Raw genomic sequence first — 24,242 nt, 5'->3', positions numbered from 1 at the left:
CGGCGGTCGAGTGACAGCCACTCCCCAGAGTCGTTCTCTCCGGGTGATGCGGCACGCGTGGATCAGATGGGCGAGGATGGGACACATGCCGCTGTCCTCCCGCTCCGGCCGGTCCGTCCTCGGGCGGACCGTCGGCACCGGCATCCGCGCCACCCGCCTGCTGCTCCGGGGCTCGCTGCACGGCGGGCGGTGGATGACCCGGCGGGCCGGGACGGCCCGGGCCCGCAGCGCCGGCAACGAGGTGGGCATGGTCCGCCTCTTCGACCTGCACGCCCTCTCCTGCGCCGGGGACACGCTGATCGCCATCGGCCTGGCCGGGACGATCTTCTTCGACGTCCCGCTGGGCGAGGCGCGCAACAAGGTCGCGCTCTACCTGCTGGTGACCATGGTCCCGTTCGCCATGCTCGCCCCCGTGGTCGGTCCGCTGCTGGACCACTTCCGGCACGGCCGCCGGTACGCGCTCGCCGCCACCATGCTCGGCAGGGCATTCCTCGCCTGGCTGATCTCCGACTACATCGGCGGCTTCGGGCTCTATCCCGCCGCGTTCGGGGTGCTCGCCCTCTCCCGGGCGTACGGGGTGGCCCGCTCGGCGGCGGTGCCCCGGCTGCTGCCGGACGGGCTCGGGCTGTCCCAGGTGGGTGCCCGGGCGAGCGTCTACGGCACGGTGGCCGGCGCGCTGGTCGCCCCGATCGGGCTGGCCGCCTTCTGGTTCGGGGCGCAGTGGCCGCTCCGGGTCGCCTCGCTGATCTTCGTGATCGGCATGGTGATCTCGCTCCGGCTGCCGCCACGGGCGGACTCGGAGCCGCCGGAGCGGGTGCCGCGTCCGCTGCGGGCGCTGCGCCGCCGGGACGGGGAACGCCCGCTGGGCCGGGGCCGACCGGCCGGCCGGCTGGTGATCGCCACCCTGATCGGCGCGGCGGCGCTGCGCGGGCTCTACGGCTTCCTGCTGCTCTTCCTGGCCTTCGCGATCAAGGGCGGGGACCTGACCACCGACTTCTTCGGCCGGGACCTGGGCGCCCAGGGCGCGCTGGGCCTGGTCGGCGCCGCGCTGGCGGTGGGCACCTTCCTGGCCACCGCCATCGGCACCCGGCTGCACATCCACCGCCCGACGGCGATCCAGTCCAGCGGCACGATCATCGTGGCCGGGGTGGCGGTGCTCGCCGCGCTGAAGTTCTCGCTGCCCATGGTGGCGCTGCTCTGCGTGGTCACCTCACTGTTCAGTGGGATCGCCAAGCTCGCGGTCGACGCCTCGATCCAGGAACGCATCCCGGAGCGGCTGCGGGCCAGTTCCTTCGCCCACTCGGAGACCGCCCTGATGCTCGCCTTCGTGGCCGGCGGCGGGCTCGGGCTGGTGCCGTTCACCGGCCCGGTCGGCGTTGCGGTCGCCGCCGGCGTGGCCGCGCTGGTGGCCGTCCGCGGGGTGCTGGTGGCCACCCGGCTGCGCGGCGAGCACCTGGTCGGCCGCCCGCTCGGCGACGACGAACTGGCCACCGAGGCGGGTACGGAGTTCGACGACCCCGCCCCCACCTCGCCGGCCCCGTCCCGGGCCGACCCGCCGCCCCCGGCCGACGACGATGACCTGGCGCCGCCCGGGTTCCACATCTACCGCCCCTCCTCCTCCGTCGGCGGGCCGGGCGGGAGCGAGGACGAGAACCGGCGGGAGCCCCGGGGACCGGTGGCGTGAGCGGTCTGCTGGTGGTGACCGCGGTACCCGCCGAGGCGGACGCGGTCCGGGCGGGCCTCACCGACCCCACGGTCACCGTCGTGCCGGTCGGGGTCGGCCCCGCCGTGGCCGGGGCCGCCACCGCACGGTTGCTGGCGCTCGCCGAGGCGGCCGGACGGCCGTACCGGGCGGTGGTCAGCGCGGGCATCGCGGGCGGTTTCGTCAACCGGGTGCCGGTCGGTGGCACCGTGCTGGCCAACCGCAGCGTCGCCGCCGACCTGGGCGCCGAGTCACCCACCGGCTTCATCCCGGTGGAGGAGCTGGGCATGCCGGCGGAGCTGCTGCGCGGCGGCAGCGTCGTACCCGCCGACCCCGGCCTGCTCGCCGCCCTGCGGACCGCCCTGCCGGCGGCCGCCGTCGGCGCGGTGCTCACGGTCAGCACGGTGACCGGCACCGCCGCGAGCACCGCGGCCCTCGCCGACGGGCACCCCGACGCGGTGGCCGAGGCCATGGAGGGGTACGGCGTGGCCGTCGCCGCCACCCAGGCCGGCCTGCCCTTCGCCGAGCTGCGGACGGTGTCCAACCCGATCGGTCCCCGCGACCGCGGCTCCTGGCGGATGCGCGAGGCTTTCGCCGCGCTCACCGAGGCGGCGGCCGCCCTCAGCTGAACCCTGCCGGCCGCCGCCCTCAGCTGAAACCTGCCGGCGTCGACCCTCCGCTGAACTCTGCCGGCGTCGGCCCTCCACCGAGCCCCGGCGGCGTCGGCTCTCCCCTCGCCGGCCGGTCGAGCCGCAGGACCGCCGACCGCCTCGCCTCGATCTGGAACCCGCACGCGAGCAGGAAACTCGCACCACCGCTCTCGGCGATGGCGTGCGCCGACCGCGCGCCCGCCCGGTCCATCTCCGTCACGAGCGCGGCGACGAGCCGCCGCCCGATGCCCAGCAACCGGTACGCCGGGGCGACGAGCACCCCGTCCAGCACGACCTGCCGCTGACCCGGCTCGGGGTGCCCGATGAGCAGGTCGCCGCTGCGTTCGTGCGCCCGCAACTCTCCGACGAGACCGCCGTCCGGCAGCTCGGCGACGAACCGCCAGGAGGTCGACGGGAGCGCCGGGTCGACGTGGCGGCGAACCCGGTGGTCGCGCCGCACCCGTTCGCGCACCCGCTCCCGGTCCCGCATGGTGCGATCGAGCCGGAAGGTCACGGCCGGCAGCGGCGGCCAGCGGTCGGGTGGCAGGTCGAACCAGTGCGCCCACCAGGCGCCGGGCCAGTCCCGGGGCTCACGCACCTCGCGGGCGTCCAGGTGCGCGGGACAGTGCCGCCCCGCCGCGTCCCGCAATTCCTCGTGCGGCACCGTCGTCAGCTCACCGCCCACCGGCCCCTGAAGCACGATTCCACCGGCCACGGCACCGACGAGGCGCTCGACGGTGCGGAAGCTCGGATCCGGCGACCGCCCCGACTCGATGCGGGCGATCGTGGCCTGCGGCACCCCGGACTTCCCGGCCAGCTCCCGCTGGCTCAGATCAGCCGCGCGGCGCAGCGCCCGTAGGGCCGCAGCCAGGTCGGTCAAGAGCTCGGCGTCGGTCACCGGGCCATGTTCCGGCGGGCCCCCGATGGCCCTCAACCCCGGGCAATCCACCTGTGGACAACCATGTGGAAAACCCGGCCGGCTGGGGATATGTGCGGTCGCCGGCCGGCTGCTCCAGCTCGACCCGACCACCCTGTGACCGCTACCGCAGCGACTAGGAACTTGATGATGTGGGTGACTCATGACCTCAGGCGGAGCTGGCTCCGGGCGTCAGAGGCGGGTCCGGGCGTCAGAGGTGGGTTCGGGCGTCAGAGGTGGCTCCGGCCCATCGTCAAGGGGTCGCCGCGATCCGTTCACGTCATCAAGTTCGTAGCGGCCGAACAGAAGGCACCGGGGCTGACGGGGGCAGGCGCGACAGGTCCGCCGTCACACCCGGCGGGCCGGGGTGGTGGGCGCCGGATCGGGCGGGGTTACCGTGGGGGCGTGGCGCTCTCCCTGGCGATCTCGCCCTGCCCCAACGACACGTTCGTCTTCGACGCCCTGGTGCACGGCCGGGTGCCCGGCGCACCGCCCGTCGAGGTGACCTACGCCGACGTCGACGTCACCAACACGGCCGCCGAGCGCGGGGCGTTCGACCTGGTGAAGGTGAGCTACGCGGCGCTGCCGTGGCTGCTCGACGACTACCACCTGCTGCCCTGCGGGGGCGCGCTGGGCCGGGGCTGCGGCCCGCTGGTGCTCACCCGGGGCGACCGCACCGACCTCTCCGGCTCGACGGTGGCGGTGCCGGGCGAGCGGACCACGGCGTACCTGCTGTTCCGGCTCTGGGCGGCCGATCAGGCACCGGCGCGCATCGAGGTGGTGCCGTTCCACGAGATCATGCCGGGGGTGGCCGCCGGGCGTTACGACGCCGGGCTGGTCATTCACGAGGCGCGCTTCACCTACCCGCGGCACGGGCTGACCGCCCTGGTCGACCTGGGCGAGTGGTGGGAGGGCGACACCGGGCTGCCGATCCCGCTCGGCGCGATCCTGGCCCGCAAGGGCGCGGTGGACCCGGTCGAGGCGGCCGCCTGGATCCGGGAGTCGGTCCGGCAGGCCTGGGCCGACCCGGAGGCCAGCCGGGAGTACGTCCTCGCGCACGCGCAGGAGATGGAGCCCGACGTGGTGGACCGGCACATCGGCCTCTACGTCAACGAGTTCACCGCCGACCTCGGAGAGGCCGGCTTCGCCGCCGTGGACGCGCTGCTGGGCCGGGCCGCCGACGCCGGGCTCGTCCCTCAGACCTCCAGCTCGCGCGCCACCGCGTGGACCAGCTGAGCGATCTTCTGCGCGGCCTTCCGGTCGGGGAAGCGGCCCCGGCGCAGGTCCGGCTGTACCTTCGCCTCCAGCACCTTGATCATGTCTTCGACCAGGCCGTGCAGCTCCTCGGCCGGCCGGCGGCGCAGCTCCGCCACCGAGGGCGGCGCCTCCAGCAGCTTGACCCCCATCGCCTGGGCGCCCCGCCGGCTGTCCACCACGCTGAAATCGACTCGCTGGCCGCCCTTCAGGTCGGTGACACCCGTCGGCAGCGCGCCCTTCGGCAGGAACACGTCGCCACCCTCGTCACTGGTGACGAACCCGTATCCCTTGGCCGCGTCATACCACTTCACTCGACCCGTCGGCACCTGAAAACCCCTGCTTCGCTCGGAACCTCTACCCCTCCAAGGCTAGCCCGATGATCCCGTCCAGCGCCGCCGGGAATCCGGTGAGATCGTCCAGCACGACGTGCGCTCCGGCGGCGCTCAGCTCGTCCGTCGGGCAGGGGCCGGTCGCCACTCCCACGCCCGGGATTCCCGCAGCTTGCGCGGCGGCCATGTCGGCCACGTGGTCGCCGACGTAGAGGGTGGCGCCGTGCTCGCGCAGCGCCGTCGCCTTCTCCTCGGCGAACAGGTCGCCGGCCAGCTCGTCGACGGCCAGGCCCAGGTGGTCCAGGTGCAGCTTCGCCAGCCGGCCGATCTTGGAGGTCACCACCATGACCCGGCCGCCGCGCGCGTGCACCGCCCGGATCGCGGCCTCCGCGCCGGGCATCGGCAGGGTCGGGGTGATCGCGTACGCCGGGTAGAGCTCGCGGTATGCGGTCACCGCCTCCTCGACCTGCTCCGGCGGGAACCAGTGCGCGATCTCGGTGCGCAGCGGCGGCCCGAGGCGGGACACCGCCAGCTCCGCGTCGACGGGCACGCCGGTCCGCGCGGTCAGCGCCCGGTAGGCGGCCGCGATGCCGGGGCGCGAGTCGACCAGGGTCATGTCGAGGTCGAATCCGACCATCAGTGGGGGCATGCCGAGAACGTACCCGCCCAACCCGGACCGAGGCGGACGTCCGAGGGGCGCGACGGCCCTCGGCCGGGCTAGCGTGGAACGACGATGACCACCTCACTCGCCGACCATCTGCGGACCCTTCCCGACGAGTCCCTGGCCGCCCTCCTCCAGCTGCGGCCGGACCTCGTCGTGCCGGTGCCGGCCGACGTCTCCGCCCTCGCCATCCGCGCCCAGTCGCGGGTCTCGGTGGCCCGGGCGCTCGACGGGCTGGACCAGTTCACCCTCCAGATCCTGGACGCCGCCCGGCTCACCCGGGACCCGGAGGGCGGCGGCACCGCCACCGAGGCGATCCTCGCCCTGGCCACCGCCGGCCCGCACCCGCCCGCCCCGACCGCGGTCCGCGGCGCGGTGAACCGGCTCCGCGCGCTCTTCCTGCTGTACGGGCCGGAGCACGACCTGCACGTGGTGGGCGGCGTCGACGAGGTGTCCCCGTACCCGGCGGGTCTGGGCCGGCCGGCGGCGGAGCTGGACCCGCGGGCGGCGGCCGTCTGCACGGACCCGGCGAAGCTGCGGCGGACGCTGCTGGCCGCGCCGCCCTCGGCCCGGGCGATCCTGGACCGGCTGGCCGCCGGTCCGCCGGTCGGCACCGTGCCCCCGGGCGCGCTGGACGCCCCCGCCACCGGCGCCGAGGACATCCTCCCGCCGGACCTGGTCAACGGCGGCGCGGCCACCGGCTCGCCGATCCGCTGGCTGGTCGAGCACCGGCTGCTCGTCCGGATGTCGGCCGTCAAGGGCGGCGGCACCGTCGAGCTGCCCCGCGAGGTGGCGCTGCTGCTGCGCCGGGACACCGGCCCGCTCGGCCCGGTGCGCACCAGCCCGCCCGTCGTGTCGAGCCCGCCGCGCGAGGCCAAGGCCGTCGACTCGGCCGGGGCCGGGCAGACCATGGAGGTGGTCCGGCACACCGAGGCGCTGCTGGAGGCCCTCGCCGCCGAGCCGGCCCCGGTGCTGCGCTCCGGCGGCGTGGGCGTCCGCGACCTGCGCCGGCTGGCCCGCGGCCTCGGCCTGGAGGACGCGACCACCGCCCTGCTGTTCGAGGTGGCGTACGCGGCCGGGCTGCTCGGCGAGCTGGAGCTGACCGGGGCGGTCACCACCCGGCACGGCGGCGACCAGCAGATCCTGCCCACCGGCGGGTACGAGGTGTGGCGGGCCGCCTCGCTGGCCCAGCGCTGGGAGCAGCTGGCCCGGGCCTGGCTGACCATGACCCGCCAGGTGGGCCTGGTCGGCCAGCGGGACGACCGGGATCGGCCGATCTCGGTGCTCTCCGCCGAGGCGGAACGGGCCGGCGCGCCGGCCGCCCGGCGCTCGGTGCTCGCCGTGCTGGCCGACCTGCCCTCGGCGACCGCCCCCACCCCGGACGAGGTGCTGGAGCTGCTGGACTGGCGGGCGCCCCGCCGGGCGCGGGGCCGGGAGGCCGCGCACCGCGAGGTGCTGGCCGAGGCGGCCCAGCTCGGGGTGACCGGGCTCGGCGCGCTCACCTCGTACGGGCGGCTGCTGCTCGCCGAGCTGACCGACGCCGACGAGCGGGCCGAGGACCCGCTCGGGCTCTACTCCGAGGCCGAGTCGGGCGAGCCGTCGACCGCGGTCCGTGCGCTGGACGCGCTGCTCCCCGCCCCGGTCGACCACTTCCTCGTGCAGGCCGACCTGACCGTGGTGGTGCCCGGCCCGCCCGACCCGGCGCTCGCCGCCGAGCTGGACGTGGTGGCCGAGCACGAGTCGGCCGGCGGGGCGAGCGTGCACCGGGTCACCACGGCCAGCGTCCGCCGGGCCCTGGACGCCGGCTACTCGGCCGACGACCTGCACGCGCTGTTCCGGCGCCGGTCGCGTACCCCGGTGCCGCAGGGGCTGAGCTACCTGGTGGACGACGTGGCGCGCAAGCACGGTGGGCTGCGGGTCGGCTCGGCCAGCGGATACGTGCGCAGCGACGACGAGGCGCTGCTCACCGAGGTGCAGGCCGACCGGCGGCTGGAGTCGCTGGCCTTCCGGCGGCTGGCCCCGACGGTGCTGGTCACCCCGTACCAGGTGAACCGGATGCTGACCGCGCTGCGCGACGCCGGTTACGCGCCGGTGCCCGAGGACGCCGGCGGCGCAGCCGTGCTCGCCCGGCCGAAGGTCCGGCGGGCGCCGGCCCGGGTGCCGGTGACCAGCCGCAGCCTGGACCCGCTCGCGGCACCGCGGCTGCCGATGCCCCGGCTGCTCGGGGTGGTCGAGCAGATCCGCCGGGGCGAGGCGGCGGCCCGGGCGGCGCGGCGCGCCCCGGCGGTGGTACGCGGCGGAACGGCGGCCACCGGTCCGGCGCCGGCGCACACCCACAGCGACGCGCTGGCCGTGCTGCAGCAGGCGGTGCGGGACAAGGCGCTGGTCTGGGTCGGCTACGTGGACGCGCACGGGGCGACCGCGTCCCGGCTGGTCCGGCCCGTCTCGATCGGGGCCGGCTACCTGCGCGCCGAGGACGAGCGCACCGAGATGCTGCACACCTTCGCGCTGCACCGCATCACCGCGGCGGTACGCGAGGACTGAGTCGTCGTCAGTCGCCGTTGCGGCGCAGCGTGCCGACCACCGAGACGGCGAGCAGCAGCCCGAACGCGGCTCCGGCCGACTCGCCGACCGAGTCGACGAAGCCCTGCCGCTGCACCAGCAGCCCGAACAGGAACCAGCCGAAGATGCCGGCGGCGGCGGCCGCGTAGCCGACCAGGGCCGCCGGCGATACCTCGTGCTGGCGCGTCCGGTCGTCCTCGGGAAGCACGTCGTGATCGACGGTCATCTGCAGCCCCTCCCGCCCCGTGGTGGACCCGGCCTCCAGCGTGGCACCGGAGGGGGTCACCCGGACAGGGGATAAAACCCTGATCCGGGCGGGACGATCACGGCCGGTGGTACCGGCCCGGGCTCAGGTGCCGGGGCGGTGGCCGAAGACGACCACCCGGGTGCCGACCGAGCCCAGCTCCCAGAGCCGTACCGCGTCGCGGTGCAGCAGGTTCACACAGCCGTGCGAGCCGATCCAGGGGTTGTGCAGGTAGGTCGTGGTCTCGTGGAAGCCGATCCCGCCGTTGAACCGCTGCCAGTAGGGCAGCCACACCTCGTACGGGTTGGACCACTCCCGCAGGTTCTTCCCACCCACCGAGTAGGTGCCGGTCGGGGTGGCGTAGCCGGCCATGCCGGTGCGGGTCACCGTCGGGCCCATCACGACCTTGCCGCCGCGCATCGCCCAGACGGTCTGCCGGGTCAGATCGACGCAGAAGGTGGTGCCGGAGCCGGCGCGGCAGCGCCCGGTGTCGGTGCCGGCCAGCCGCTTCGCCACGTCGTAGGTGGTGGCGCCGGCGCGACCGGCGGCCGGGCTAATCCCGTACCGGCTCTGGAACTTCTTGATCGCGGTGCAGTCGGCGGCCGACTGCTTGCCGTCCACGGTCAGCGTCCCGAAGCCGCCCAGCCGGGTCAGGTACGTCTCCACGGCCTTCTGGTGCTCCCCCTGCGGGCACCCGGCGGACCTGGACGGCTTGGGCGAAGCCGGCTTCGGCGTGGTGCTGCGGGAGGGTTTCGGCGTGGCCGTCCGGCTCGGCTGCGCCGACGGGGACGTGGTCGGCTGCTCCGGCGCGGGCGACGCGCTCGCCCCCGATGCCTGTTCCGTCATGCCGACGGGGGCCGGGGCAGCCGCCCCGGATCCGTCGCCCTGCGGATCGAGCGCGCACGCACCGACGCCGACCAGCACGACCGCTGCCAGGCTGACGGCCCGGACGACGAACCGGACACGCTTCATGGGCCCTCCCCCTGGACAGTTGTCCCGCTTGCTAGACGTACGGGACGAGTGTGACGTTGCCTGTCCAGCGAGGTTTTTTCCGATCACCTTTTCCCGTGCAACACTGGATGGTCCGCCTTCGGCAGGTCAGCCGCCGTGCGGGCGAGAATTCCGGCATAGGGAGAGGACGCTGGCGTGAGCGGTGGACCACTGATCGTGCAGTCGGACAAGACCCTGCTGCTGGAGATCGACCACCCCGACGCCCAGGCGTGCCGGATGGCGATCGCGCCCTTCGCCGAACTGGAGCGCTCCCCCGAGCACGTGCACACCTACCGGCTCACCCCGCTGGGGCTGTGGAACGCCCGGGCCGCCGGCCACGACGCCGAGGGCGTGGTGGACACCCTGATCAAGTACTCCCGCTACCCGGTGCCGCACGCGCTGCTGGTCGACGTGGCCGAGACGATGGACCGCTACGGCCGGCTCCAGCTCGCCAACGACCCGGCGCACGGCCTGGTGCTCCGCGCGCTCGACCGGGTGGTGCTGATCGAGGTCGCCAAGAGCAAGAAGCTCGCCGGGATGCTCGGCCCGAAGCTCGACGACGACACCATCCAGGTGCACCCCTCCGAGCGGGGCCGGCTCAAGCAGGCGCTGCTCAAGCTCGGCTGGCCCGCCGAGGACCTGGCCGGCTACGTCGACGGCGAGGCGCACCCCATCGAGCTGGCCGAGTCCGGCAAGGACGGCGGCAAGCCGTGGACGCTGCGGTCGTACCAGCGGGAGGCCGTCGAGGCGTTCTGGGCCGGCGGCTCCGGCGTGGTGGTGCTCCCCTGCGGCGCCGGCAAGACGCTGGTCGGGGCGGCGGCCATGGCCGAGGCGAAGGCGACCACCCTGATCCTGGTGACCAACACGGTCGCCGGCCGGCAGTGGAAGCGCGAGCTGATCGCCCGCACCTCGCTCACCGAGGAGGAGATCGGCGAGTACTCGGGCGAGCGCAAGGAGATCCGCCCGGTCACCATCGCCACGTACCAGGTGCTCACCTCGCGGCGCGGCGGCGCGTTCACCCACCTCGACCTGTTCGGGGCCCGCGACTGGGGCCTGGTCGTCTACGACGAGGTGCACCTGCTGCCCGCGCCGATCTTCCGGTTCACCGCGGACCTTCAGGCCCGCCGCCGGCTCGGCCTCACGGCGACCCTGGTGCGCGAGGACGGTCGCGAGGGCGACGTGTTCAGCCTCATCGGCCCGAAGCGGTACGACGCGCCGTGGAAGGACATCGAGTCGCAGGGCTGGATCGCGCCGGCTGAATGCGTCGAGGTCCGAGTCACGCTGACCGACGCGGAGCGGATGGCGTACGCGACGGCCGAGGCCGAGGAGCGGTACCGGATGGCGGCTACCGCGCGGACGAAGTTGCCGGTGGTGCGGGCGCTGGTTCAGCGGCACCCGGATGAGCAGGTGCTCGTCATTGGTGGGTACATCGACCAGCTGCACCAGCTTGGGGAGTATCTGGACGCGCCGATCGTGCAGGGGTCGACGACCAACAAGGAGCGGGAGCGGCTGTTTGACGCCTTCCGGTGCGGTGAGGTGAAGACGCTGGTCATCTCGAAGGTCGGCAACTTCTCGATCGACCTGCCGGAGGCGGCGGTGGCCATCCAGGTGTCGGGGACCTTCGGGTCGCGGCAGGAGGAGGCGCAGCGGTTGGGGCGGGTGCTGCGGCCTAAGGCTGATGGCCGGCAGGCGCACTTCTACACGGTGGTGTCCCGGGACACGATCGACACGGAGTACGCAGCCCACCGCCAGCGGTTCCTGGCCGAGCAGGGGTACGCGTACACCATCGTCGACGCGGATGACGTACTCGGCCCGAAGCTCCCCACCATCGACTGAATTTGCTGCTTCGTACTGGGGCCGGCGCCCAGACGGACGCCAGGTTTGCGCGCTGCGATGCAAGGCACGTGCTTCGGGGTCGAGACTGATCTATCTGTCTCGGCCGCGGAGCACACACTCCGCCAGCGGGGTGGAGCTTTGCGTACCTGAGTCAACAGCCGATGAGCCAGATGTGCGAGCTGCTCCTCCTCGGACCCGCAGCCGCAGGGGAGACGCGTCTTCAAGGGGGCACGGGCGTGTACCGGCGCCTCACCACCCGCGGAAAAAGCCTGGTTAGCCAGTCCGGCCAGGCGGCTCGAGCCGAGCTGGCAGTTCAGATCAGCGCCGGGTGGGCTCGGCGACGAAGACGCCGCGGCCCGGGCGGCCAACGAGCACCCCTTGCTCCCGCAATGTGGCGATCGCCCGTTGGATGGTCGAGTGCGAAACGTCGTAGGAGTCGGCGAGCACTCGGCCCGCGGGCAACTGGCTACCCGGAGGATAGGTCCCGTCCTTGATTTTCCTCCGCAGATCGTCGAGCAGTTCGTCCATAGTGGGCGGAATAGGCACGATGTGGCCCCTTGCAGTCGGTTGGCCCACCCAGTATCGATCGACGCTCTCGAAGTAGGCAATGCATCTACTGAAAGAGGTGATGGTGGTGACATAGCTGCCGGTGATGAAGGTTCGGCATAAGAGGATGGAGAGGTACTTGACGTAAGTGATGTTGCATCGGTAGCGTCGCTCTCGGTGATGCGGTGCTGCTGCGGTCGGTTGGCGCCTCTCGTATCGGTCTCGCATCGCCGTCGAGACCTCACCCTCCGCGCTCCCCCAGCGCGGCCCTGCCGCCGTACCCGATTCAAGGCCGCAGGGCAGGCGGCCTCCGCCGACCGCAGCCGGCGGAGGCCGCCCCACCACACTTCGACGCACCCCGACGAAGGGCGGTCCCCATGCGCAACCTGATCCGTCGGCTGGCAGGCCGACGCGACGAGGAACAACCAACCGCAGAAAGCAAGAGAAGACAGCCACTCCGCCCCTGGCAGATCCGCGAGCGCTGCTTCAACGTCCGCCGGCGCGGCCTCGATCCGGTCGAGATCCGCACCTTCCTCCACCAGGTCGCCGACGAACTCACCGTCGCCCAGACCGCCCTACGAGCGGTCCAGGAGGAGAACGTCCGCATCAAGAACGCTCTGCGCTCCTGGCAGAGCACCCAGTCGGCGAACCACCGCTACCGATGACCGACCGCTGGGTGATCCACCTCCCCGTCACCGCCCCCGACCTGCACCGCGCCCGCATTTTCGCCCGCACCGCCGCCCGCCTGCTCGCCCAGCTCAGCGCCCGCGTCGAGCCCGGCGGGGTGACCGTCTTCGAAGAGGACCAGCAGTGCGTACGCCATTGGGTCTTCTGCGACCGCCCACTGCCCGGCGCCGGCCGCTGCGCCCTGCCGGTCGACCACACCTCACCCTGCGCGCGGCGCGCCCCCTGGCTCACCCGCCGCTGAGCAGGACCGGCGCCGCGGCCAGTGCTGGCGGAATGGCGGCTGACCCAGCGGGTACGCGGAGTGGAGGTAGGGCGGGCAGTCGCCATGCCGCGGAAGCGCCATCTCCGATCTGACGCAAGAGAGAAGAGAGGCACGCGATGAAGGACAGAATTCTCACCCCGATCAAGAGGGCGACAAAGACCATTCAGGTGCGCCGTAAACGGGGAGACGCCCTGATCACCAAGGCGAAGGCCACCCGTCCCGGCCGGCTCTTCCAGTAAGCCCGACACAACGACCGCCCGGTGGAGACAGGCGCGCTCGGCCTCCACGAGGGCCGAGCGCGCCCATGGCTACGGACGGCGGCGCAGGTAGCGAGCCCGCCGGCCGGCGTCCTGGAACCCGAGCCGCCGGTACAGCCCAACAGCCGGGTTGTTGTCGTTGACGCAGAGCCACGCCTCCCGCGCCCCGTCCGCCGCCAGCCCTCGCAGCGCACAAGCCACCAGATACGCCCCGACCCGCCGCCCCCGCCACCCGGGGACGACGCCCACCTGGTCGACCCAGTTGTCGATGACGTTGACGAACCCCACGGCGTTGCCGTCGGGACCGCGCGCGATGAGCGACAGGTCCGGCCGGTAGCCGTCGTCCTCCCCCAACTCACCCAGCCACTCCTCGGCCGCAGGCGAGCCGAAGCCGGGCCGGTCAGCGAACGACGCCCGGTAGGTCGAGAACAGCTCAGGGCCAAGCGTCACAGGCTCGGTTGTCACGCCATCGGCAGGGCTGACCGAGGGGATGCCGGTGAGGTCGTGCCGCTGCACCCACTCTGTAAACGTCCGCTCGAAGCCGCGCCCCGTGAACAGGGCGTCCGCGCCCGGGCTCCACGACTCGGTCGTCACCAGCAGGTCGGCGTCCCCCGCCTGCTCGCCAACCCAGCTCAACAGCCGCCCGCCGAGACCCCGCTCCCGCCACTCCGGATGCACCAGGCCGGTGCTGGTGGCCGGCTGCCCGCCGGCGCCGACGCCCGCGGCCGCGACCAGGCCGCCGTCGTGCCAGGCGCCGAGGGTACGGGTCTGGAGCAGCCGCGCCCGCAACAGCGGGGTACGGGCGAACAGCGGCAGCCCACCGTCGACGGCCAGGCACGCCTCGGCCAGTCGGGTCAGCTCCGCGAGGTGTTCCTCGCCGAACTCCTTCCAGATGAGCCCGTCCACTACCCGCCCCTGTCGCCTGCCGCTGATCGTGGGACCGCCCGCCCGGGTACGACAGTGTCCGCTGCGCAGTAGGCCCTGCGCCCGGGACCGGTGTCAACCAGATTCGGGCCGGCCGGCGGTTGGCGCTATTTCCAGACGGCCGCGACGGCGGCGGCGTGCGCCGCGCCGACGGCCCGCCCGGCGCGGGCGGACGCCGCGCGGGTCGCGGGTGACAGCGCGTTGGTGCCGAACGCGTCGACGGACGCCTGGTCGGCGCTGATCACGTGCACGGTGGCCGGGGCGAGCGCGGCGATCTCGGCGTCGAGGTCGCCCCACGGCTGCGGCGTGTCCGCGAGGATCGGCTGGATGATCAGCACGCGGTCGGCCCCGGCGGCCAGGTCGGCGTTGGTCATGGAGCGCACGCCGCCGTCGACGTAGCGGCGGTCGCCGATCGTGACGGGCGGCCAGATGCCGGGTACGGCGCAGCTGGCGGCGACGGCGTCGCGCAGGGTTACGCCGGACTCGCGGGTGAAGATGGCCTCGTCGCCGGTCTCGGCGTCGACCGCGGGCAGCAGCAGGCGCCGGTCGGGCCACTGCTTCACGGGGAGCCGGGCGTCGATCGCGGCGAGCCGGACGGCCGGGTCGACGGTCTGCGCGGCGAGGGCGATCCCGCCGATCCGGCGGCGGGCTTCCTCCGGCCCGGACACGCCGGTCAGCACGGCGGCGTAGTCGGCGAAGAGCTTCTCCGTGTCGACGTCGACCTCGATCTCGGCGGTTTCGGGGCGGAGTTGGGCCGCGTACAGGTCGTCGAGCGGGACGCCGCTGGTGATCTGCGCGGCGACCGACGAGCCGGCGGAGGTGCCGACGATCAGGTCGGCGACGAGGATCCGGTCGGCGAGGGTGGGATCGGCGTCGGCGAGGCCGCGCAGGACGCCCAGCTCCCAGGCAATCCCGGCCACGCCGCCACCGGCGAGTACGAGTGCATTCGTCATGATCAGCAGCCTTGCACAGCGGGCGGGGGCGGTGGATCCCCGCGATCCGTGACGGACGCCTCACGGGCGAGGGTCAGGCCGCGACCTGCAGCACCGCGTCGGCGAACGCCTGCGGCGCTTCCTGCGGCAGGTTGTGCCCGACGCCGCCACTCACGGTCCGGTGTTCGTACCGGCCGGAGAATCGTCCGGCGTACACGGACGGGTCGAGGTGGGGTGCGCCGTTGGCATCGCCTTCGAGGGTGATGGTGGGCACCTCGATGCTCGGGTTCGCGGCCAGCTTCTCCTCCACCTCGTCGTACTGCGGCTCCCCGGCGGCGAGGCCGAGGCGCCAGCGGTAGTTGTGGATGACGACGTCGACGTGGTCGGGGTTGTGCAGCGAGGCGGCGCTCCGGTTGAACGTCGCGTCGTCGAAGGCCCACTTCGGGGACGCCGTCCGCCAGATCAGCTTGGCGAAGCTGTCGAGGTTCTTCTCGTACCCGTCCCGGCCGCGGTCGGTGGCGAAGTAGAACTGGTACCACCAGGACAGTTCGGCCTGCGGCGGTAGCGGTGCGCGCCCCGACTCCTGGCCGGCGATCAGGTAGCCGCTCACCGAGACGAGGCCCTGGCAACGTTCCGGCCACAGCGCGGCGATGATGTCGGCCGTGCGGGCGCCCCAGTCGAACCCGGCGAGGGTCGCCCTCGGCACCCCGAGGGCGTCCATGAAGGCCACGGTGTCGAGGGCCAGGGCCGCCGGCTGGCCGTTCCGCATGGTGTCGGCCGACCGGAACCGTGTCGTGCCGTACCCCCGCAGGTGCGGCACGAGCACCCGGTGGCCGGCCGCCGTCAACCGGGGGACGACCTCGGCGAAGCTGTTGATGTCGTACGGCCATCCGTGCAGCAGGAGCACGACCGGACCGTCCGGGGGGCCGGCGTCGACGTACCCGACGTTCAGCACACCAGCGTCGACCTGCCGCAGGTCGGTGAACAACGTTGACGATCCGCTGGCGTTCATACCGGCCGCTCCTCGTGCTCGCCCCGCCGACGTCTGCACGGTAGAGCCCGGCGCAGGGCGCCGGAGCCGGTCCCGGAGAAGGCGGCCCCCGGTGACCCGGGATGGCTAGGATCGCCCTCTCCGCTGGTCAGCGGCGCGCCGACGCGCCCCGCGAGGCGATCGCCTGGGGGATCCGCCCGGGCGATCCACCACCCCGAGGTCACAGCACCCGGGTGACCCGCTCCCCGGGGATGCGGGCGTCGCGGTCGGCCGGGTCGAGGTTGGCGCAGAGCACCACCGACGCTCCGGCGGCGAGCGGGGCGAGCAGCCACTTGAGCGGCTGCTCGTGCTCGGCCACGTCGACCAGCAGCCGGTCGCCGGCGCGCAGGTCGAGCTGCTCGGCGTACGCCCGGGCCACCGCGCCCCACTCGCCGTAGCTGGTGCCGTCCGGGCTGGCCGGGTCGGACGGGCGGAGGGCGCCGAGGTCGGGCGTGACCTCGGGGTGGCACAGCACTTCGGTGGACCAGTCGAGCCAACCCGGCGGCACCTCGTTCAGCGGGCCGGGCCCGGTTCCGACCAGGTAGCGGTGCGTCCCCTCGGGCACGTCCTCCAGCCAGTCGTCGAGCCGTTCCGGGGTGACGAACACCGCGTCGTACGGCAGGTCGGCGCCCGGTTCGAGGACCGGCAGCCCGGCCAGGGCCCGGGGCCGGAACGAGACCGCCAGCCCGACCGACCAGGCCCCGATGAGCACGGCCGCGGTACGCCAGTGCGGCGGCAGCAGCACGGCCACCCGGTCGCCGGGGCGCAGGCCGCAGCCGTCCCGGAGCAGCCCGGCGCTGCGGGCCGCCCACGCGCCCAACTGCTGGGCCGTGAGGTCGGTGCGCTCGCCGGTGGCGCCGTCGAGGTAGCTGAGCAGCGGCTCGTGGGTCGCGACGGCGACGGGTGCGTGGTCGGCCATCGGGTGCACTCCTCCCTGGCGGTCAGCTCACCCTAGCCGGGCGAACCGGTCGACCAGGAGGGCCAGCCGCCGCTCGTGTTCCTCCCGCCGGAGCCGGCCGTTACGCATCAGCGAGACCAGGCCGTGCAGCCCACTCCAGAAGGTCTCGGTGAACGTCTCCAGGTTGTCGTCACCGGCGAAGGGGCGCAGGGTCTCGGCCAGCTCGGCGAAGGCGCGGGCCAGCTCTACCGGCACGTCCTGGCTGGCGAAGGGCAGTTCGGTGGGGAGGTTGAAGATCGCGTCGTAGAGGGCGGGCCGCCGTTCGGCGAACGCCGCGTACGCCGTGGCGATGCCGGCCACCGCCTGCCGCGCGTCGGTCGCATCGGCCCGGGCGGCGGCGAGTTCGGCGGCCAGATCGCCGCAGCCCTCCACGGCGACCGCCGCCATGATGGCGCCCTTGCCCTTGAAGTGGCTGTAAAGGACGGGCTGGCTGTACTCGATCTCGGCGGCGAGCCGGCGGGTGGTGACCGCGTCCCAGCCTTCCGACTCGGCCAGTTCCCGGGCCGCGGCGACGATCGCCCGCTCCCGTTCCGCCCGCTCGCGCTCCCGCCGCTCCCGAATCGCCATGACCGGAACTCTAGCACCGCTAGCCAAGCTGCCGCCGCTCTGCTAGCTTCGCTCTTGGATCTAGCAGCGCTAGTAGATGGAGTCGACCATGCTCACCCCCATCGCCTACGGGCTCGCCATCGTCCTCAGCCTCTTCTGCGTCTTCATCGGCGCCCGGTTCCTCCTGGCGCCTCAGGCCTCGGCCGCCGGCTACGGCGTCCCGGTCAAGCCGGACGAGGACCCCGCCTACCTCACGATCAAGGGCCTGCGCGACCTCAGCTACGGCCTGCTCGGACTCGCGCTCATCGCCTTCACCAGTGCCGAGGCGGTCGCCTGGTACATGCTGATCGTCGCGATCAACCCGCTGGGAGACACCCTCATCGTGCTGCACCACGGCAGGAAGGCCGTCGCCTTCGGCGTCCACTTCGCCACCGCCGTGGTCGTCCTGCTCAACGCCGTCCTGCTGTTCGCCCTCTGACCCACACCGCCACGACAGGAGTAGCGCGATGTCCCTGATCACGCCCGACTTCGACCGGTCCGTCATCGTCCGTGACGCGGACGCCGAGGTGGTAGGCCGCGCCCCCACCACGATTCGGCTGCTCGCCGACAGCAGCGCCACCGGCGGGGCGCTCTCCACCCAGCGGGTCACCCTGACCGACGGCGCGGACGGCGCCCGGCCGCACCACCACGGCAACTCCGCCGAGCTGTTCTACCTGCTCGACGGCACCGCGCAGCTACTCTCCGGCGAGCAGGTCGTCACCGCCGAACGCGGCGACCTCGTGATCGTGCCGCCCGGCGTGGCGCACGCGTTCGCCGCCGCGCCCGGCGAGAACGCCGACATCCTCATCGTCATCACCCCGGGCGTCGAACGGTTCGAGTACTTCCGGCACCTGGAGCGGATCGCCTACGGGAAGGTGCCGCCGGAGAGTCTGCTGGAGGTGCAGGAGCTGTACGACACGTACTTCCGGAGCAGCGCCGCCTGGGACGCCGCCCGTCGCTGAAACCGACGACCGGACCCGCGACCGTCGACTCTGGTCGCGGGTCCGTCGGCCGATGGCGCCCGCAGGCTGACGCGGACCACGCAGAGCTGCCCGCGACCGCCGGGTCGCGGGCAGCTCGTCGTCGGCGGGGAGACCGGCTACTTCTTGACCTTGACGACGTCGGTCGGGCGCTTCACCGTCACCGTGACGCCGTAGTCGAAGAGTTCGAGCGTCGAGCTGAACGTGCCCTTGTCGAGCCGGCCCTTCGCCGTCGTCTGCCAGCTGCCGGTGAGTGCCACCTTCGCGATCCGGCCGTCACGGTCGAGCGTGACGTCACCGGAGGTGGTGGTCGACCCGACCTTGTCCGACGTCGTGTAACCAAAGTGCAGCGTCCCGTCGGGGTTCTCCGAGATGGTCGCGTTCGCGCTCTTGAGCGCCGTGAACAGGGCCGCCGGGTCGGGTGCCGCGGCGCCCAGGACGCTGTTCCCGTCGCCGTAGAGGGACAGCCGGTCATACCTGCCGGGGTACTGGCCGTAGCGGCCGTACGTCTCGCCCGGGCCGTCCTTGTCGGCCGGCAGCTTGCCCCGCGGTGGTTCCGCGCCCTCGTACCGAGTGCCGTTGATCAGCAGCTCGGTCATGACGGAGTCGTCCTGCGCCACGCGCACGTAGCCGGTGGCCGTCCTCGGGTCGAACGCGCCCTCGTACGTCAGTCCCTGCGGTCCCGAGTTGATCAGCCGCATCCGGTAGCTGATGTTCTCGCTGGCGGTGAGGGCCGATACCAGCCGGATCGCCGGCGAGGCCGGCTCCGGCGGTGACGCCTCGGCGGTGACGCCGGGACGGCCCGGCGCCGGCGTCGTCGCCACCGTCGCCGCGGTGGCGACGCCCAGCGCCAGCAGCGCGCACGTCGCACCGACCAGCGTGGTCGTCCGGCGGCGGCGGGCCCGCCGGCCGCGTTCCAGCAGCGCACCCACCGGGGGTACGGAGCCCGGCTCACCGTCGACGATGTCGTGCAGCCGGTTGGCGAGCCGCTCATCGAGCGTGTTCATGACTGATCACCTGCTTACCGTTTGGGAGGGTTGGTCGAGGAAGTGGCGAAGCTTGTCGAGCGCCCGGGCGTTCTGGCTCTTGACCGTGCCCACCGAGCAACCCAGCAGCCGGGCGACCTCGCGCTCGGTCAGGTCCTCGTAGTGGCGGAGCACCACCACGGCACGCTGCTTCGCGGGTAGCGACATGAGCGCCCGACGCAGCACGACGGCGTCGGGGCCGACGTCGCCGGCCGGGGCGGCCCGCTCGGGGACGTCCGCGACGAGGCTCTCCCGGCGGCGCCGGCGCCAACCGGACGTGTGGTTGTTGACCAGGGCGCGGCGCAGGTAGGCGTGCGGGTCGTCGAGCCGGGACAGCCGCCGCCACCGCTCGTACACCTTGACCAGGCTGTCCTGGAGCAGCTCCTCGGCCCGCCATCGGTCGCCGGCCAGCAGCATGGCCAGCCGGATATGTCGCTGCCAGGCCACCTCGACGAAGGCGACGTACGACCGGTCCGCCGCGGACAGGGGTTGCGTTTGGTCGGTCACGCCCCTAACACGTGACGGTGGCACGGAAGGTTGTCACGGGCTGCGGACGTTTCCGCCGGACCGCGCGCTTCGTCAGCTGTTCACGTCCGCGCAAGCTGCTGCTCCTCCACGGGTGCCAGCCTCCGTCGGGGCACGACCTACGGAGGAAGTCCTTGACAGTGAGAAGAGCACTCATCGCAGCTGGTGTGGTGGTCGCCGGCCTGGCCGCCGTCACTCCGGCGTCGGCCGGCGGGCACCACCCGGGCGGCCCGCTCGCCTTCGACCGGGTCGCCACCTACCCGGTCTTTCAGAACCGGCCGGCCGGTGAGGACCCGGCGACCCCGACCGTCGCCGAGATCTCGGCGGTCAGCCCGGACGGGCGAACCCTCGTCTACACCGACGCGCTGGCGCGCCGGATCGGCTTCCTCGACATCGGGCGGGCCGACCAGCCCCGCGGCCTCGGCACCCTCTCGCTGGCTCAGCTCGGCGACGCCGAGGACGAGCCCACGTCGGTGGCCGTCATCGACGGGTACGTGCTGGTGGTGGTGAACACCAGCCGCAGCTACATCGAGCCGTCCGGGCGCCTGGACATCATCGACCTGGCCACCCGTACCCGGGTCCGCAGCCTCGACCTCGGCGGCCAGCCCGACTCGATCGCGATCAGCAAGGACCGCCGCTACGCCGCGATCGCCATCGAGAACGAACGCGACGAGGAGGCCACCCCGCCCGGCGGCGAGGAGGGCGACCTGCCGCAGCTTCCCGGCGGCTTCGTGCAGATCGTCGACCTGACCGGCGCCGCACCGGCCGGCTGGCGCCTGCGGCCCGTGCCGCTGACCGGCGCCGACGGCAGGGCGCTGCCCGCCCTGGCCGGGGCCGGGCTGGCCGCGCCGACCGATCCCGAGCCGGAGTACGTCTCGATCAACGGTCGCAACGAGCTGGCGGTGACCCTTCAGGAGAACAACGGCGTCGCCCTGATCGACCTGCCGACCGGCCGGATCACCGGGGTCTTCTCGGCGGGCACCGCGACGGTGAGCGGCATCGACACCGTCAAGGACGGCACCATCGACCTGACCGGCGGCATCACCGACGTGCCGCGCGAGCCGGACGCGGTGGCCTGGATCGACGACCGCTACCTGGCGACGGTTAACGAGGGCGACTGGCGGGGCGGCACCCGCGGCTGGTCGGTCTTCGACAGCCGCACCGGCACGGTCGCCTGGGACGCTGGCAACACCTTCGAGCGGCTCGCCGTCACCTACGGGCTGCACAACGAGGACCGCGCCGGCAAGAAGGGCACCGAGCCGGAGGGCGTGGCCGTCGCCGAGTACGCCGGCGTCCGCTACGCGTTCGTCGGGTCGGAGCGGAGCAACTTCGTCGCCGTCTACGACCTGAGCAACCCCACGAAGCCGGTGTTCCGGCAGGTGCTGCCCACCACCAACGGGCCGGAGGGGCTGCTGCCCATCCCGTCCCGCGGGCTGCTCGCGGTCTCCAGCGAGGAGGACGACGCCTCGGTGGGCGTCCGGGCCTCGGTCTCGCTCTACCGGCTGGGCCGCGGCACCCCCGGCTTCCCGAGCCTCGTCTCCGGCACCGGGGTGGACGGCACGCCGATCGGCTGGGGTGCGCTCGGCGCGCTGACCGCGGTGCCCGGCAAGCCGCACGAGCTCTACAGCGTCACCGACGCCGCGTACGCGCAGACCCGGATCCTGGCCGTCGACGCGGGGCGTACGCCGGCCGTGGTCACCGCCGCGCTGCCGGTCCGGGACGCCGCCGGCCAGCCGGTCGGCTACGACGCCGAGGGCATCTTCGCCCGCCCGCAGGGCGGCTTCTGGCTCGCCGTCGAGGGCGCCAAGGGCTCGGAGAACAAGCTGGTCCGGCTGGACGCCGCCGGAGTGACCCGGCAGGTGGTCCCGCTGCCGGCCGAGGTCGCCGCCGGCCTGGGCAAGCAGGGCCTGGAGGGCGTCACGGCCGGCACCGACCGCAACGGCCGGGAGATCGTCTGGGTGGCCGTGCAGCGCGAGCTGTCCACCGACCCGGCCGGGATCGTCCGGCTGGGCCGGTTCGATGTCGCGGCGGGCACCTGGAGCTGGTTCGGCTACCGGCTGAACGGCACCACCGTGCCGGGCGACTGGATCGGGCTCTCCGAGATCACCGTGGTCGGTGACCGGCTCGCCGTGATCGAGCGGGACAAGCTGAACGGCCCGGCCGCCGCCCTGAAGCGGGTCTACACCGTGCCGCTGCCCGGCGCGGCCGCCGCGCCCGGCACGCTGCCCGTGCTGCCGAAGACCCTCGCGGTCGACGTGCTGCCGGCGCTGCGCGCCACGCACGGCTGGACCCAGGAGAAGCTGGAGGGTCTGACCGTGGCCGGTGACGGCCAGGTGTACGCGATCACCGACAACGACGCGCTCCAGGACGCCACCGGTGAGACGGTCCTCCTGCGGCTCGGCACCAGCCAGCAGGTCTTCGGCCGGCGCTGAATCCCGACGCGGCCCGGCGTCCACCTTTCCGGGGTGGGCGCCGGGTCAGCGCAGTGGCAGCTCGGGGCCGCCGTCGAGCAGCGGGGCCAGCAGGTCGCCCTGCTTCTCCACCCGCTTGAGCACCTCCGTGGCCGTGTACGGCTTCGTCGACGGTCGCTTGCCGGCCGCGCCCGCCTCGACCTCGTCCCAGGTCAGCGGGGTGGAGACCGAGGGCACGTCCTGGGCCCGCAGCGAGTACGGCGCCACCGTCGTCTTGGCCGCGTTGTTCTGGCTCCAGTCGATGAAGACCTTGCCGGGGCGCAGGTTCTTCGCCATCTTCGACACGATCTGCTTCGGCTGGTCCTTCTCCAACTCCTGCGCGATCCGCTTCGCATAGGCGGAGACGTCGTCGGCGTCCTGGGTGCCGGCGATCGGGCAGCAGAGCTGCATGCCCTTCTTCCCCGAGGTCTTCGGGTACGAGTCGATGCCGTCCTCGGCCAGCCGGTCCCGCATGAGCAACGCCACCTGGCAGCACTGCTTCAGCGCGGCCGGCGCGCCCGGGTCCAGGTCGACCACCATCATGTCCGGGTGCTCGCCGACCTTCCACTGCGGAGTGTGCAGCTCCAGCGCAGCGAGGTTGGCCAGCCAGACCAGGGTGGGCAGGTCGTCGGCGACCACGTAGTCGATGGTCTCCCGCCCCTTGCTCGATCCGGGGGCGGGCAGGTTCTCGGTGCGTACCCAGGCGGGGGTGGCGGCGGGGGCGTTCTTCTCGAAGAACGAGCCGCCGTCGACGCCGTTGGGGTAGCGGATCCGGGTCAGCGCCCGGTCCTGGAGATGCGGCAGCAGCACCGGGGCGATCCGGGTGTAGTAGTCGATCACCTCGCCCTTGGTGAAGCCGGCCTTCGGGTAGAGGACCTTGTCCAGGTTGGACACCTCCAGCGAGCGGCCCTCCACGTCCACCTTGAGACGATCAGCTGACATCGTCGACCTCCTCGACCGGCTTGTCGGGGCGCAGGCGCAGGATCCGGGGGAAGCGCAGCCGGCCGTCCGGGGTGCGCTGGCCGTACTTGACCTCCACCACGACCTGGGGAGTTACCCAGTTCGCGCCGCGGGCATCCTCGCGCGGCACATCCCCGGCGAACGGCGACCCGGCGGTACGCAGCGGCTCCAGCTCGCGCAGCAGTTCGCGTTCGAGTGCCGCGCCGATCCCGCCGCCGACCCGGCCCCGGTAGGTGAGCCGCCCGTCCGGCCGGGGCACCCCGACCAGCAGGCCGCCGATCTTCCGCGCGCCGGGCCGCCAGCCGCCGACCACGAAGTCGCCGGTCACCTCCAGCTTGACCTTCACCCAGTCCGGCGAGCGCACCCCGGGCCGGTAGACGGCGTCGACCCGCTTGGCCATCACCCCCTCCAGGCCGTGCTCGCCGGCCGCCGCGTAGGTGGCCGGACCGTCGCCGAAGACCGGCGGCACCGCCCACCGGGCGGCGCCGAGCCCGAGGGACTCCAGCGCGGCGCGCCGCTCGCGGTAGGGCCGGCCGGTCAGGTCCGCGCCGCGCAGCCGCAGCACGTCGAAGATCATGTACGTCACCGGGACGGTCGCCGCGAGCCGGGCGGCCTTGGCCGCGTTGCGGACGTGCATCCGCTCGGCCAGGGCGGTGAACGAGGGCTGCCCGTCGGTGAAGAGCACCACCTCGCCGTCCAGCAGGGCGTCGTCGACCTGCTCGGCCAGGGGGATCAGCTCGGGGTACGCGGTGGTGATCTCGACGCCGGAGCGGGCGTACAGGTGCTGGTGACCGCGGCTGATGTCGGCGAGCGCGCGGACCCCGTCCCACTTGAACTCGTACGCCCAGCCGTCACCGGCCGGGAGCTGCCCGGTCATCGCGAGCATCGGCTTCAACGGCGCGCCGGGCACCTCATGACTGTAGTTGCACGCGGAAGAGCGTGCGCCCCGTTCGATCATTTGCGATTCTGGTCAG

25 protein-coding genes are annotated in these 24,242 nt (G+C 73.3%); 10 read left to right on the top strand and 15 right to left on the bottom strand.

From position 1 onward, the window contains the following. The first annotated feature begins 85 nt into the window (after positions 1–85). Both AB0F68_RS03570 and AB0F68_RS03565 read left to right on the top strand, forming a co-directional pair. Positions 86–1,684, top strand: a complete 1,599-nt coding sequence (locus AB0F68_RS03570; RefSeq protein WP_357332712.1) for an MFS transporter — start codon at positions 86–88, stop codon at positions 1,682–1,684. Next, positions 1,681–2,331, top strand: coding sequence for a futalosine hydrolase (locus tag AB0F68_RS03565; RefSeq protein WP_357332710.1), 651 nt, complete (start codon positions 1,681–1,683; stop codon positions 2,329–2,331). The genes AB0F68_RS03570 and AB0F68_RS03565 overlap by 4 nt, the downstream gene beginning before the upstream one ends. 19 nt (positions 2,332–2,350) lie before the next feature. Here the strand turns inward: AB0F68_RS03565 and AB0F68_RS03560 are convergent, their stop codons facing one another. Continuing rightward, entirely contained in the window at positions 2,351–3,250 is a 900-nt protein-coding gene (locus AB0F68_RS03560; RefSeq protein WP_357332707.1) for a GNAT family N-acetyltransferase, read from the bottom strand. A gap of 423 nt (positions 3,251–3,673) precedes the next feature. On the opposite strand from AB0F68_RS03560, the gene AB0F68_RS03555 reads away from it, so the two are divergent. Beyond that, positions 3,674–4,504 carry a 1,4-dihydroxy-6-naphthoate synthase gene (locus AB0F68_RS03555; protein WP_357332705.1) on the top strand — a complete coding sequence of 277 codons (831 nt, stop codon included), beginning with the start codon at positions 3,674–3,676 and terminating at the stop codon, positions 4,502–4,504. On the opposite strand, the gene AB0F68_RS03550 is transcribed toward AB0F68_RS03555, so the two are convergent. Next, the gene (locus AB0F68_RS03550; protein ID WP_357332703.1) at positions 4,465–4,851 is read right to left on the bottom strand and encodes a cold shock domain-containing protein; all 387 of its coding nucleotides are present in this window, start codon (positions 4,849–4,851) and stop codon (positions 4,465–4,467) included. The genes AB0F68_RS03555 and AB0F68_RS03550 overlap by 40 nt on opposite strands. A gap of 28 nt (positions 4,852–4,879) precedes the next feature. After that, on the bottom strand, positions 4,880–5,503 hold the full coding sequence (locus AB0F68_RS03545) for an HAD hydrolase-like protein (RefSeq protein ID WP_357332701.1): 624 nt from the start codon (positions 5,501–5,503) through the stop codon (positions 4,880–4,882). Between the two features lie 84 nt (positions 5,504–5,587). Between AB0F68_RS03545 and AB0F68_RS03540 the strand changes: the two genes are divergently transcribed. After that, positions 5,588–8,059 (top strand): helicase-associated domain-containing protein, encoded by a 2,472-nt coding sequence (locus AB0F68_RS03540; protein ID WP_357332699.1) that lies wholly within the window; start codon positions 5,588–5,590, stop codon positions 8,057–8,059. 7 nt (positions 8,060–8,066) lie between these two features. Here the strand turns inward: AB0F68_RS03540 and AB0F68_RS03535 are convergent, their stop codons facing one another. Together AB0F68_RS03535 and AB0F68_RS03530 are read right to left on the bottom strand one after the other, a co-directional pair. Continuing rightward, entirely contained in the window at positions 8,067–8,303 is a 237-nt protein-coding gene (locus AB0F68_RS03535; protein ID WP_357332890.1) for a hypothetical protein, read from the bottom strand. A 123-nt stretch (positions 8,304–8,426) separates the two neighbouring features. Next, entirely contained in the window at positions 8,427–9,293 is an 867-nt protein-coding gene (locus AB0F68_RS03530; protein ID WP_357332697.1) for a L,D-transpeptidase family protein, read from the bottom strand. 174 nt (positions 9,294–9,467) lie between these two features. Between AB0F68_RS03530 and AB0F68_RS03525 the strand changes: the two genes are divergently transcribed. After that, positions 9,468–11,147, top strand: coding sequence for a DNA repair helicase XPB (locus tag AB0F68_RS03525; protein ID WP_357332695.1), 1,680 nt, complete (start codon positions 9,468–9,470; stop codon positions 11,145–11,147). A gap of 318 nt (positions 11,148–11,465) precedes the next feature. Here the strand turns inward: AB0F68_RS03525 and AB0F68_RS03520 are convergent, their stop codons facing one another. Next, the gene (locus AB0F68_RS03520; protein WP_357332693.1) at positions 11,466–11,675 is read right to left on the bottom strand and encodes a winged helix-turn-helix domain-containing protein; all 210 of its coding nucleotides are present in this window, start codon (positions 11,673–11,675) and stop codon (positions 11,466–11,468) included. 395 nt (positions 11,676–12,070) lie between these two features. On the opposite strand from AB0F68_RS03520, the gene AB0F68_RS03515 reads away from it, so the two are divergent. Both AB0F68_RS03515 and AB0F68_RS03510 read left to right on the top strand, forming a co-directional pair. After that, entirely contained in the window at positions 12,071–12,358 is a 288-nt protein-coding gene (locus AB0F68_RS03515) for a DivIVA domain-containing protein (protein ID WP_357332691.1), read from the top strand. Further along, positions 12,355–12,621: a hypothetical protein gene (locus AB0F68_RS03510; protein WP_357332689.1), complete on the top strand. Its 267-nt coding sequence runs from the start codon at positions 12,355–12,357 to the stop codon at positions 12,619–12,621. The genes AB0F68_RS03515 and AB0F68_RS03510 overlap by 4 nt, the downstream gene beginning before the upstream one ends. Before the next feature lie 329 nt (positions 12,622–12,950). Here AB0F68_RS03510 and AB0F68_RS03505 read toward each other — a convergent pair whose 3' ends face one another. The 5 genes from AB0F68_RS03505 to AB0F68_RS03485 form a co-directional block, all read right to left on the bottom strand. Continuing rightward, positions 12,951–13,805 (bottom strand): GNAT family N-acetyltransferase, encoded by an 855-nt coding sequence (locus tag AB0F68_RS03505; protein ID WP_357332687.1) that lies wholly within the window; start codon positions 13,803–13,805, stop codon positions 12,951–12,953. 125 nt (positions 13,806–13,930) lie between these two features. Beyond that, positions 13,931–14,776, bottom strand: a complete 846-nt coding sequence (locus AB0F68_RS03500) for a patatin-like phospholipase family protein (RefSeq protein WP_357332685.1) — start codon at positions 14,774–14,776, stop codon at positions 13,931–13,933. A gap of 73 nt (positions 14,777–14,849) precedes the next feature. Then, complete coding sequence (locus AB0F68_RS03495) at positions 14,850–15,767, bottom strand: alpha/beta hydrolase (RefSeq protein ID WP_357332683.1); 918 nt, start codon at positions 15,765–15,767, stop codon at positions 14,850–14,852. A 199-nt stretch (positions 15,768–15,966) separates the two neighbouring features. Then, on the bottom strand, positions 15,967–16,704 hold the full coding sequence (locus tag AB0F68_RS03490; RefSeq protein ID WP_357332681.1) for a TIGR03089 family protein: 738 nt from the start codon (positions 16,702–16,704) through the stop codon (positions 15,967–15,969). A 27-nt stretch (positions 16,705–16,731) separates the two neighbouring features. After that, a complete protein-coding gene (locus AB0F68_RS03485; RefSeq protein WP_357332679.1) occupies positions 16,732–17,310 on the bottom strand; it encodes a TetR/AcrR family transcriptional regulator in 579 nt (192 codons plus the stop codon). Between the two features lie 88 nt (positions 17,311–17,398). Between AB0F68_RS03485 and AB0F68_RS03480 the strand changes: the two genes are divergently transcribed. Both AB0F68_RS03480 and AB0F68_RS03475 read left to right on the top strand, forming a co-directional pair. Next, positions 17,399–17,767, top strand: coding sequence for a DUF4267 domain-containing protein (locus AB0F68_RS03480; RefSeq protein ID WP_357332677.1), 369 nt, complete (start codon positions 17,399–17,401; stop codon positions 17,765–17,767). A 28-nt stretch (positions 17,768–17,795) separates the two neighbouring features. Further along, positions 17,796–18,290 carry a cupin domain-containing protein gene (locus AB0F68_RS03475; protein WP_189193234.1) on the top strand — a complete coding sequence of 165 codons (495 nt, stop codon included), beginning with the start codon at positions 17,796–17,798 and terminating at the stop codon, positions 18,288–18,290. A 137-nt stretch (positions 18,291–18,427) separates the two neighbouring features. On the opposite strand, the gene AB0F68_RS03470 is transcribed toward AB0F68_RS03475, so the two are convergent. Continuing rightward, the gene (locus AB0F68_RS03470) at positions 18,428–19,315 is read right to left on the bottom strand and encodes a hypothetical protein (RefSeq protein ID WP_357332674.1); all 888 of its coding nucleotides are present in this window, start codon (positions 19,313–19,315) and stop codon (positions 18,428–18,430) included. Between the two features lie 6 nt (positions 19,316–19,321). Next, a complete protein-coding gene (locus tag AB0F68_RS03465) occupies positions 19,322–19,840 on the bottom strand; it encodes a SigE family RNA polymerase sigma factor (protein WP_357332672.1) in 519 nt (172 codons plus the stop codon). Between the two features lie 158 nt (positions 19,841–19,998). On the opposite strand from AB0F68_RS03465, the gene AB0F68_RS03460 reads away from it, so the two are divergent. Continuing rightward, the gene (locus tag AB0F68_RS03460) at positions 19,999–22,290 is read left to right on the top strand and encodes an esterase-like activity of phytase family protein (protein ID WP_357332670.1); all 2,292 of its coding nucleotides are present in this window, start codon (positions 19,999–20,001) and stop codon (positions 22,288–22,290) included. A gap of 45 nt (positions 22,291–22,335) precedes the next feature. On the opposite strand, the gene ligD (AB0F68_RS03455) is transcribed toward AB0F68_RS03460, so the two are convergent. Together ligD (AB0F68_RS03455) and ligD (AB0F68_RS03450) are read right to left on the bottom strand one after the other, a co-directional pair. Continuing rightward, the gene (gene ligD, locus AB0F68_RS03455) at positions 22,336–23,250 is read right to left on the bottom strand and encodes a non-homologous end-joining DNA ligase (RefSeq protein WP_357332668.1); all 915 of its coding nucleotides are present in this window, start codon (positions 23,248–23,250) and stop codon (positions 22,336–22,338) included. After that, entirely contained in the window at positions 23,240–24,178 is a 939-nt protein-coding gene (ligD, locus tag AB0F68_RS03450; protein WP_357332666.1) for a non-homologous end-joining DNA ligase, read from the bottom strand. The genes ligD (AB0F68_RS03455) and ligD (AB0F68_RS03450) overlap by 11 nt, the downstream gene beginning before the upstream one ends. Positions 24,179–24,242: the final 64 nt, after the last annotated feature.

Source organism: Micromonospora sp. NPDC023966, from assembly GCF_040639095.1.
Classification (GTDB): Bacteria; Actinomycetota; Actinomycetes; order Mycobacteriales; family Micromonosporaceae; genus Micromonospora.
This window is presented reverse-complemented; position numbering and strand designations above follow the sequence as displayed.

Coding starts and splice junctions, on each gene's coding strand:
- AB0F68_RS03570 (WP_357332712.1), top strand. CDS start 86: ATGCCGCTGTCCTCCCGCTCCGGCCGGTCCGTCCTCGGGCGGACCGTC.
- AB0F68_RS03545 (WP_357332701.1), bottom strand. CDS start 5,503: ATGCCCCCACTGATGGTCGGATTCGACCTCGACATGACCCTGGTCGAC.
- AB0F68_RS03540 (WP_357332699.1), top strand. CDS start 5,588: ATGACCACCTCACTCGCCGACCATCTGCGGACCCTTCCCGACGAGTCC.
- AB0F68_RS03535 (WP_357332890.1), bottom strand. CDS start 8,303: ATGACCGTCGATCACGACGTGCTTCCCGAGGACGACCGGACGCGCCAG.
- AB0F68_RS03530 (WP_357332697.1), bottom strand. CDS start 9,293: ATGAAGCGTGTCCGGTTCGTCGTCCGGGCCGTCAGCCTGGCAGCGGTC.
- AB0F68_RS03520 (WP_357332693.1), bottom strand. CDS start 11,675: ATGGACGAACTGCTCGACGATCTGCGGAGGAAAATCAAGGACGGGACC.
- AB0F68_RS03515 (WP_357332691.1), top strand. CDS start 12,071: ATGCGCAACCTGATCCGTCGGCTGGCAGGCCGACGCGACGAGGAACAA.
- AB0F68_RS03510 (WP_357332689.1), top strand. CDS start 12,355: ATGACCGACCGCTGGGTGATCCACCTCCCCGTCACCGCCCCCGACCTG.
- AB0F68_RS03500 (WP_357332685.1), bottom strand. CDS start 14,776: ATGACGAATGCACTCGTACTCGCCGGTGGCGGCGTGGCCGGGATTGCC.
- AB0F68_RS03495 (WP_357332683.1), bottom strand. CDS start 15,767: ATGAACGCCAGCGGATCGTCAACGTTGTTCACCGACCTGCGGCAGGTC.
- AB0F68_RS03490 (WP_357332681.1), bottom strand. CDS start 16,704: ATGGCCGACCACGCACCCGTCGCCGTCGCGACCCACGAGCCGCTGCTC.
- AB0F68_RS03485 (WP_357332679.1), bottom strand. CDS start 17,310: ATGGCGATTCGGGAGCGGCGGGAGCGCGAGCGGGCGGAACGGGAGCGG.
- AB0F68_RS03480 (WP_357332677.1), top strand. CDS start 17,399: ATGCTCACCCCCATCGCCTACGGGCTCGCCATCGTCCTCAGCCTCTTC.
- AB0F68_RS03475 (WP_189193234.1), top strand. CDS start 17,796: ATGTCCCTGATCACGCCCGACTTCGACCGGTCCGTCATCGTCCGTGAC.
- AB0F68_RS03470 (WP_357332674.1), bottom strand. CDS start 19,315: ATGAACACGCTCGATGAGCGGCTCGCCAACCGGCTGCACGACATCGTC.
- ligD (WP_357332668.1), bottom strand. CDS start 23,250: ATGTCAGCTGATCGTCTCAAGGTGGACGTGGAGGGCCGCTCGCTGGAG.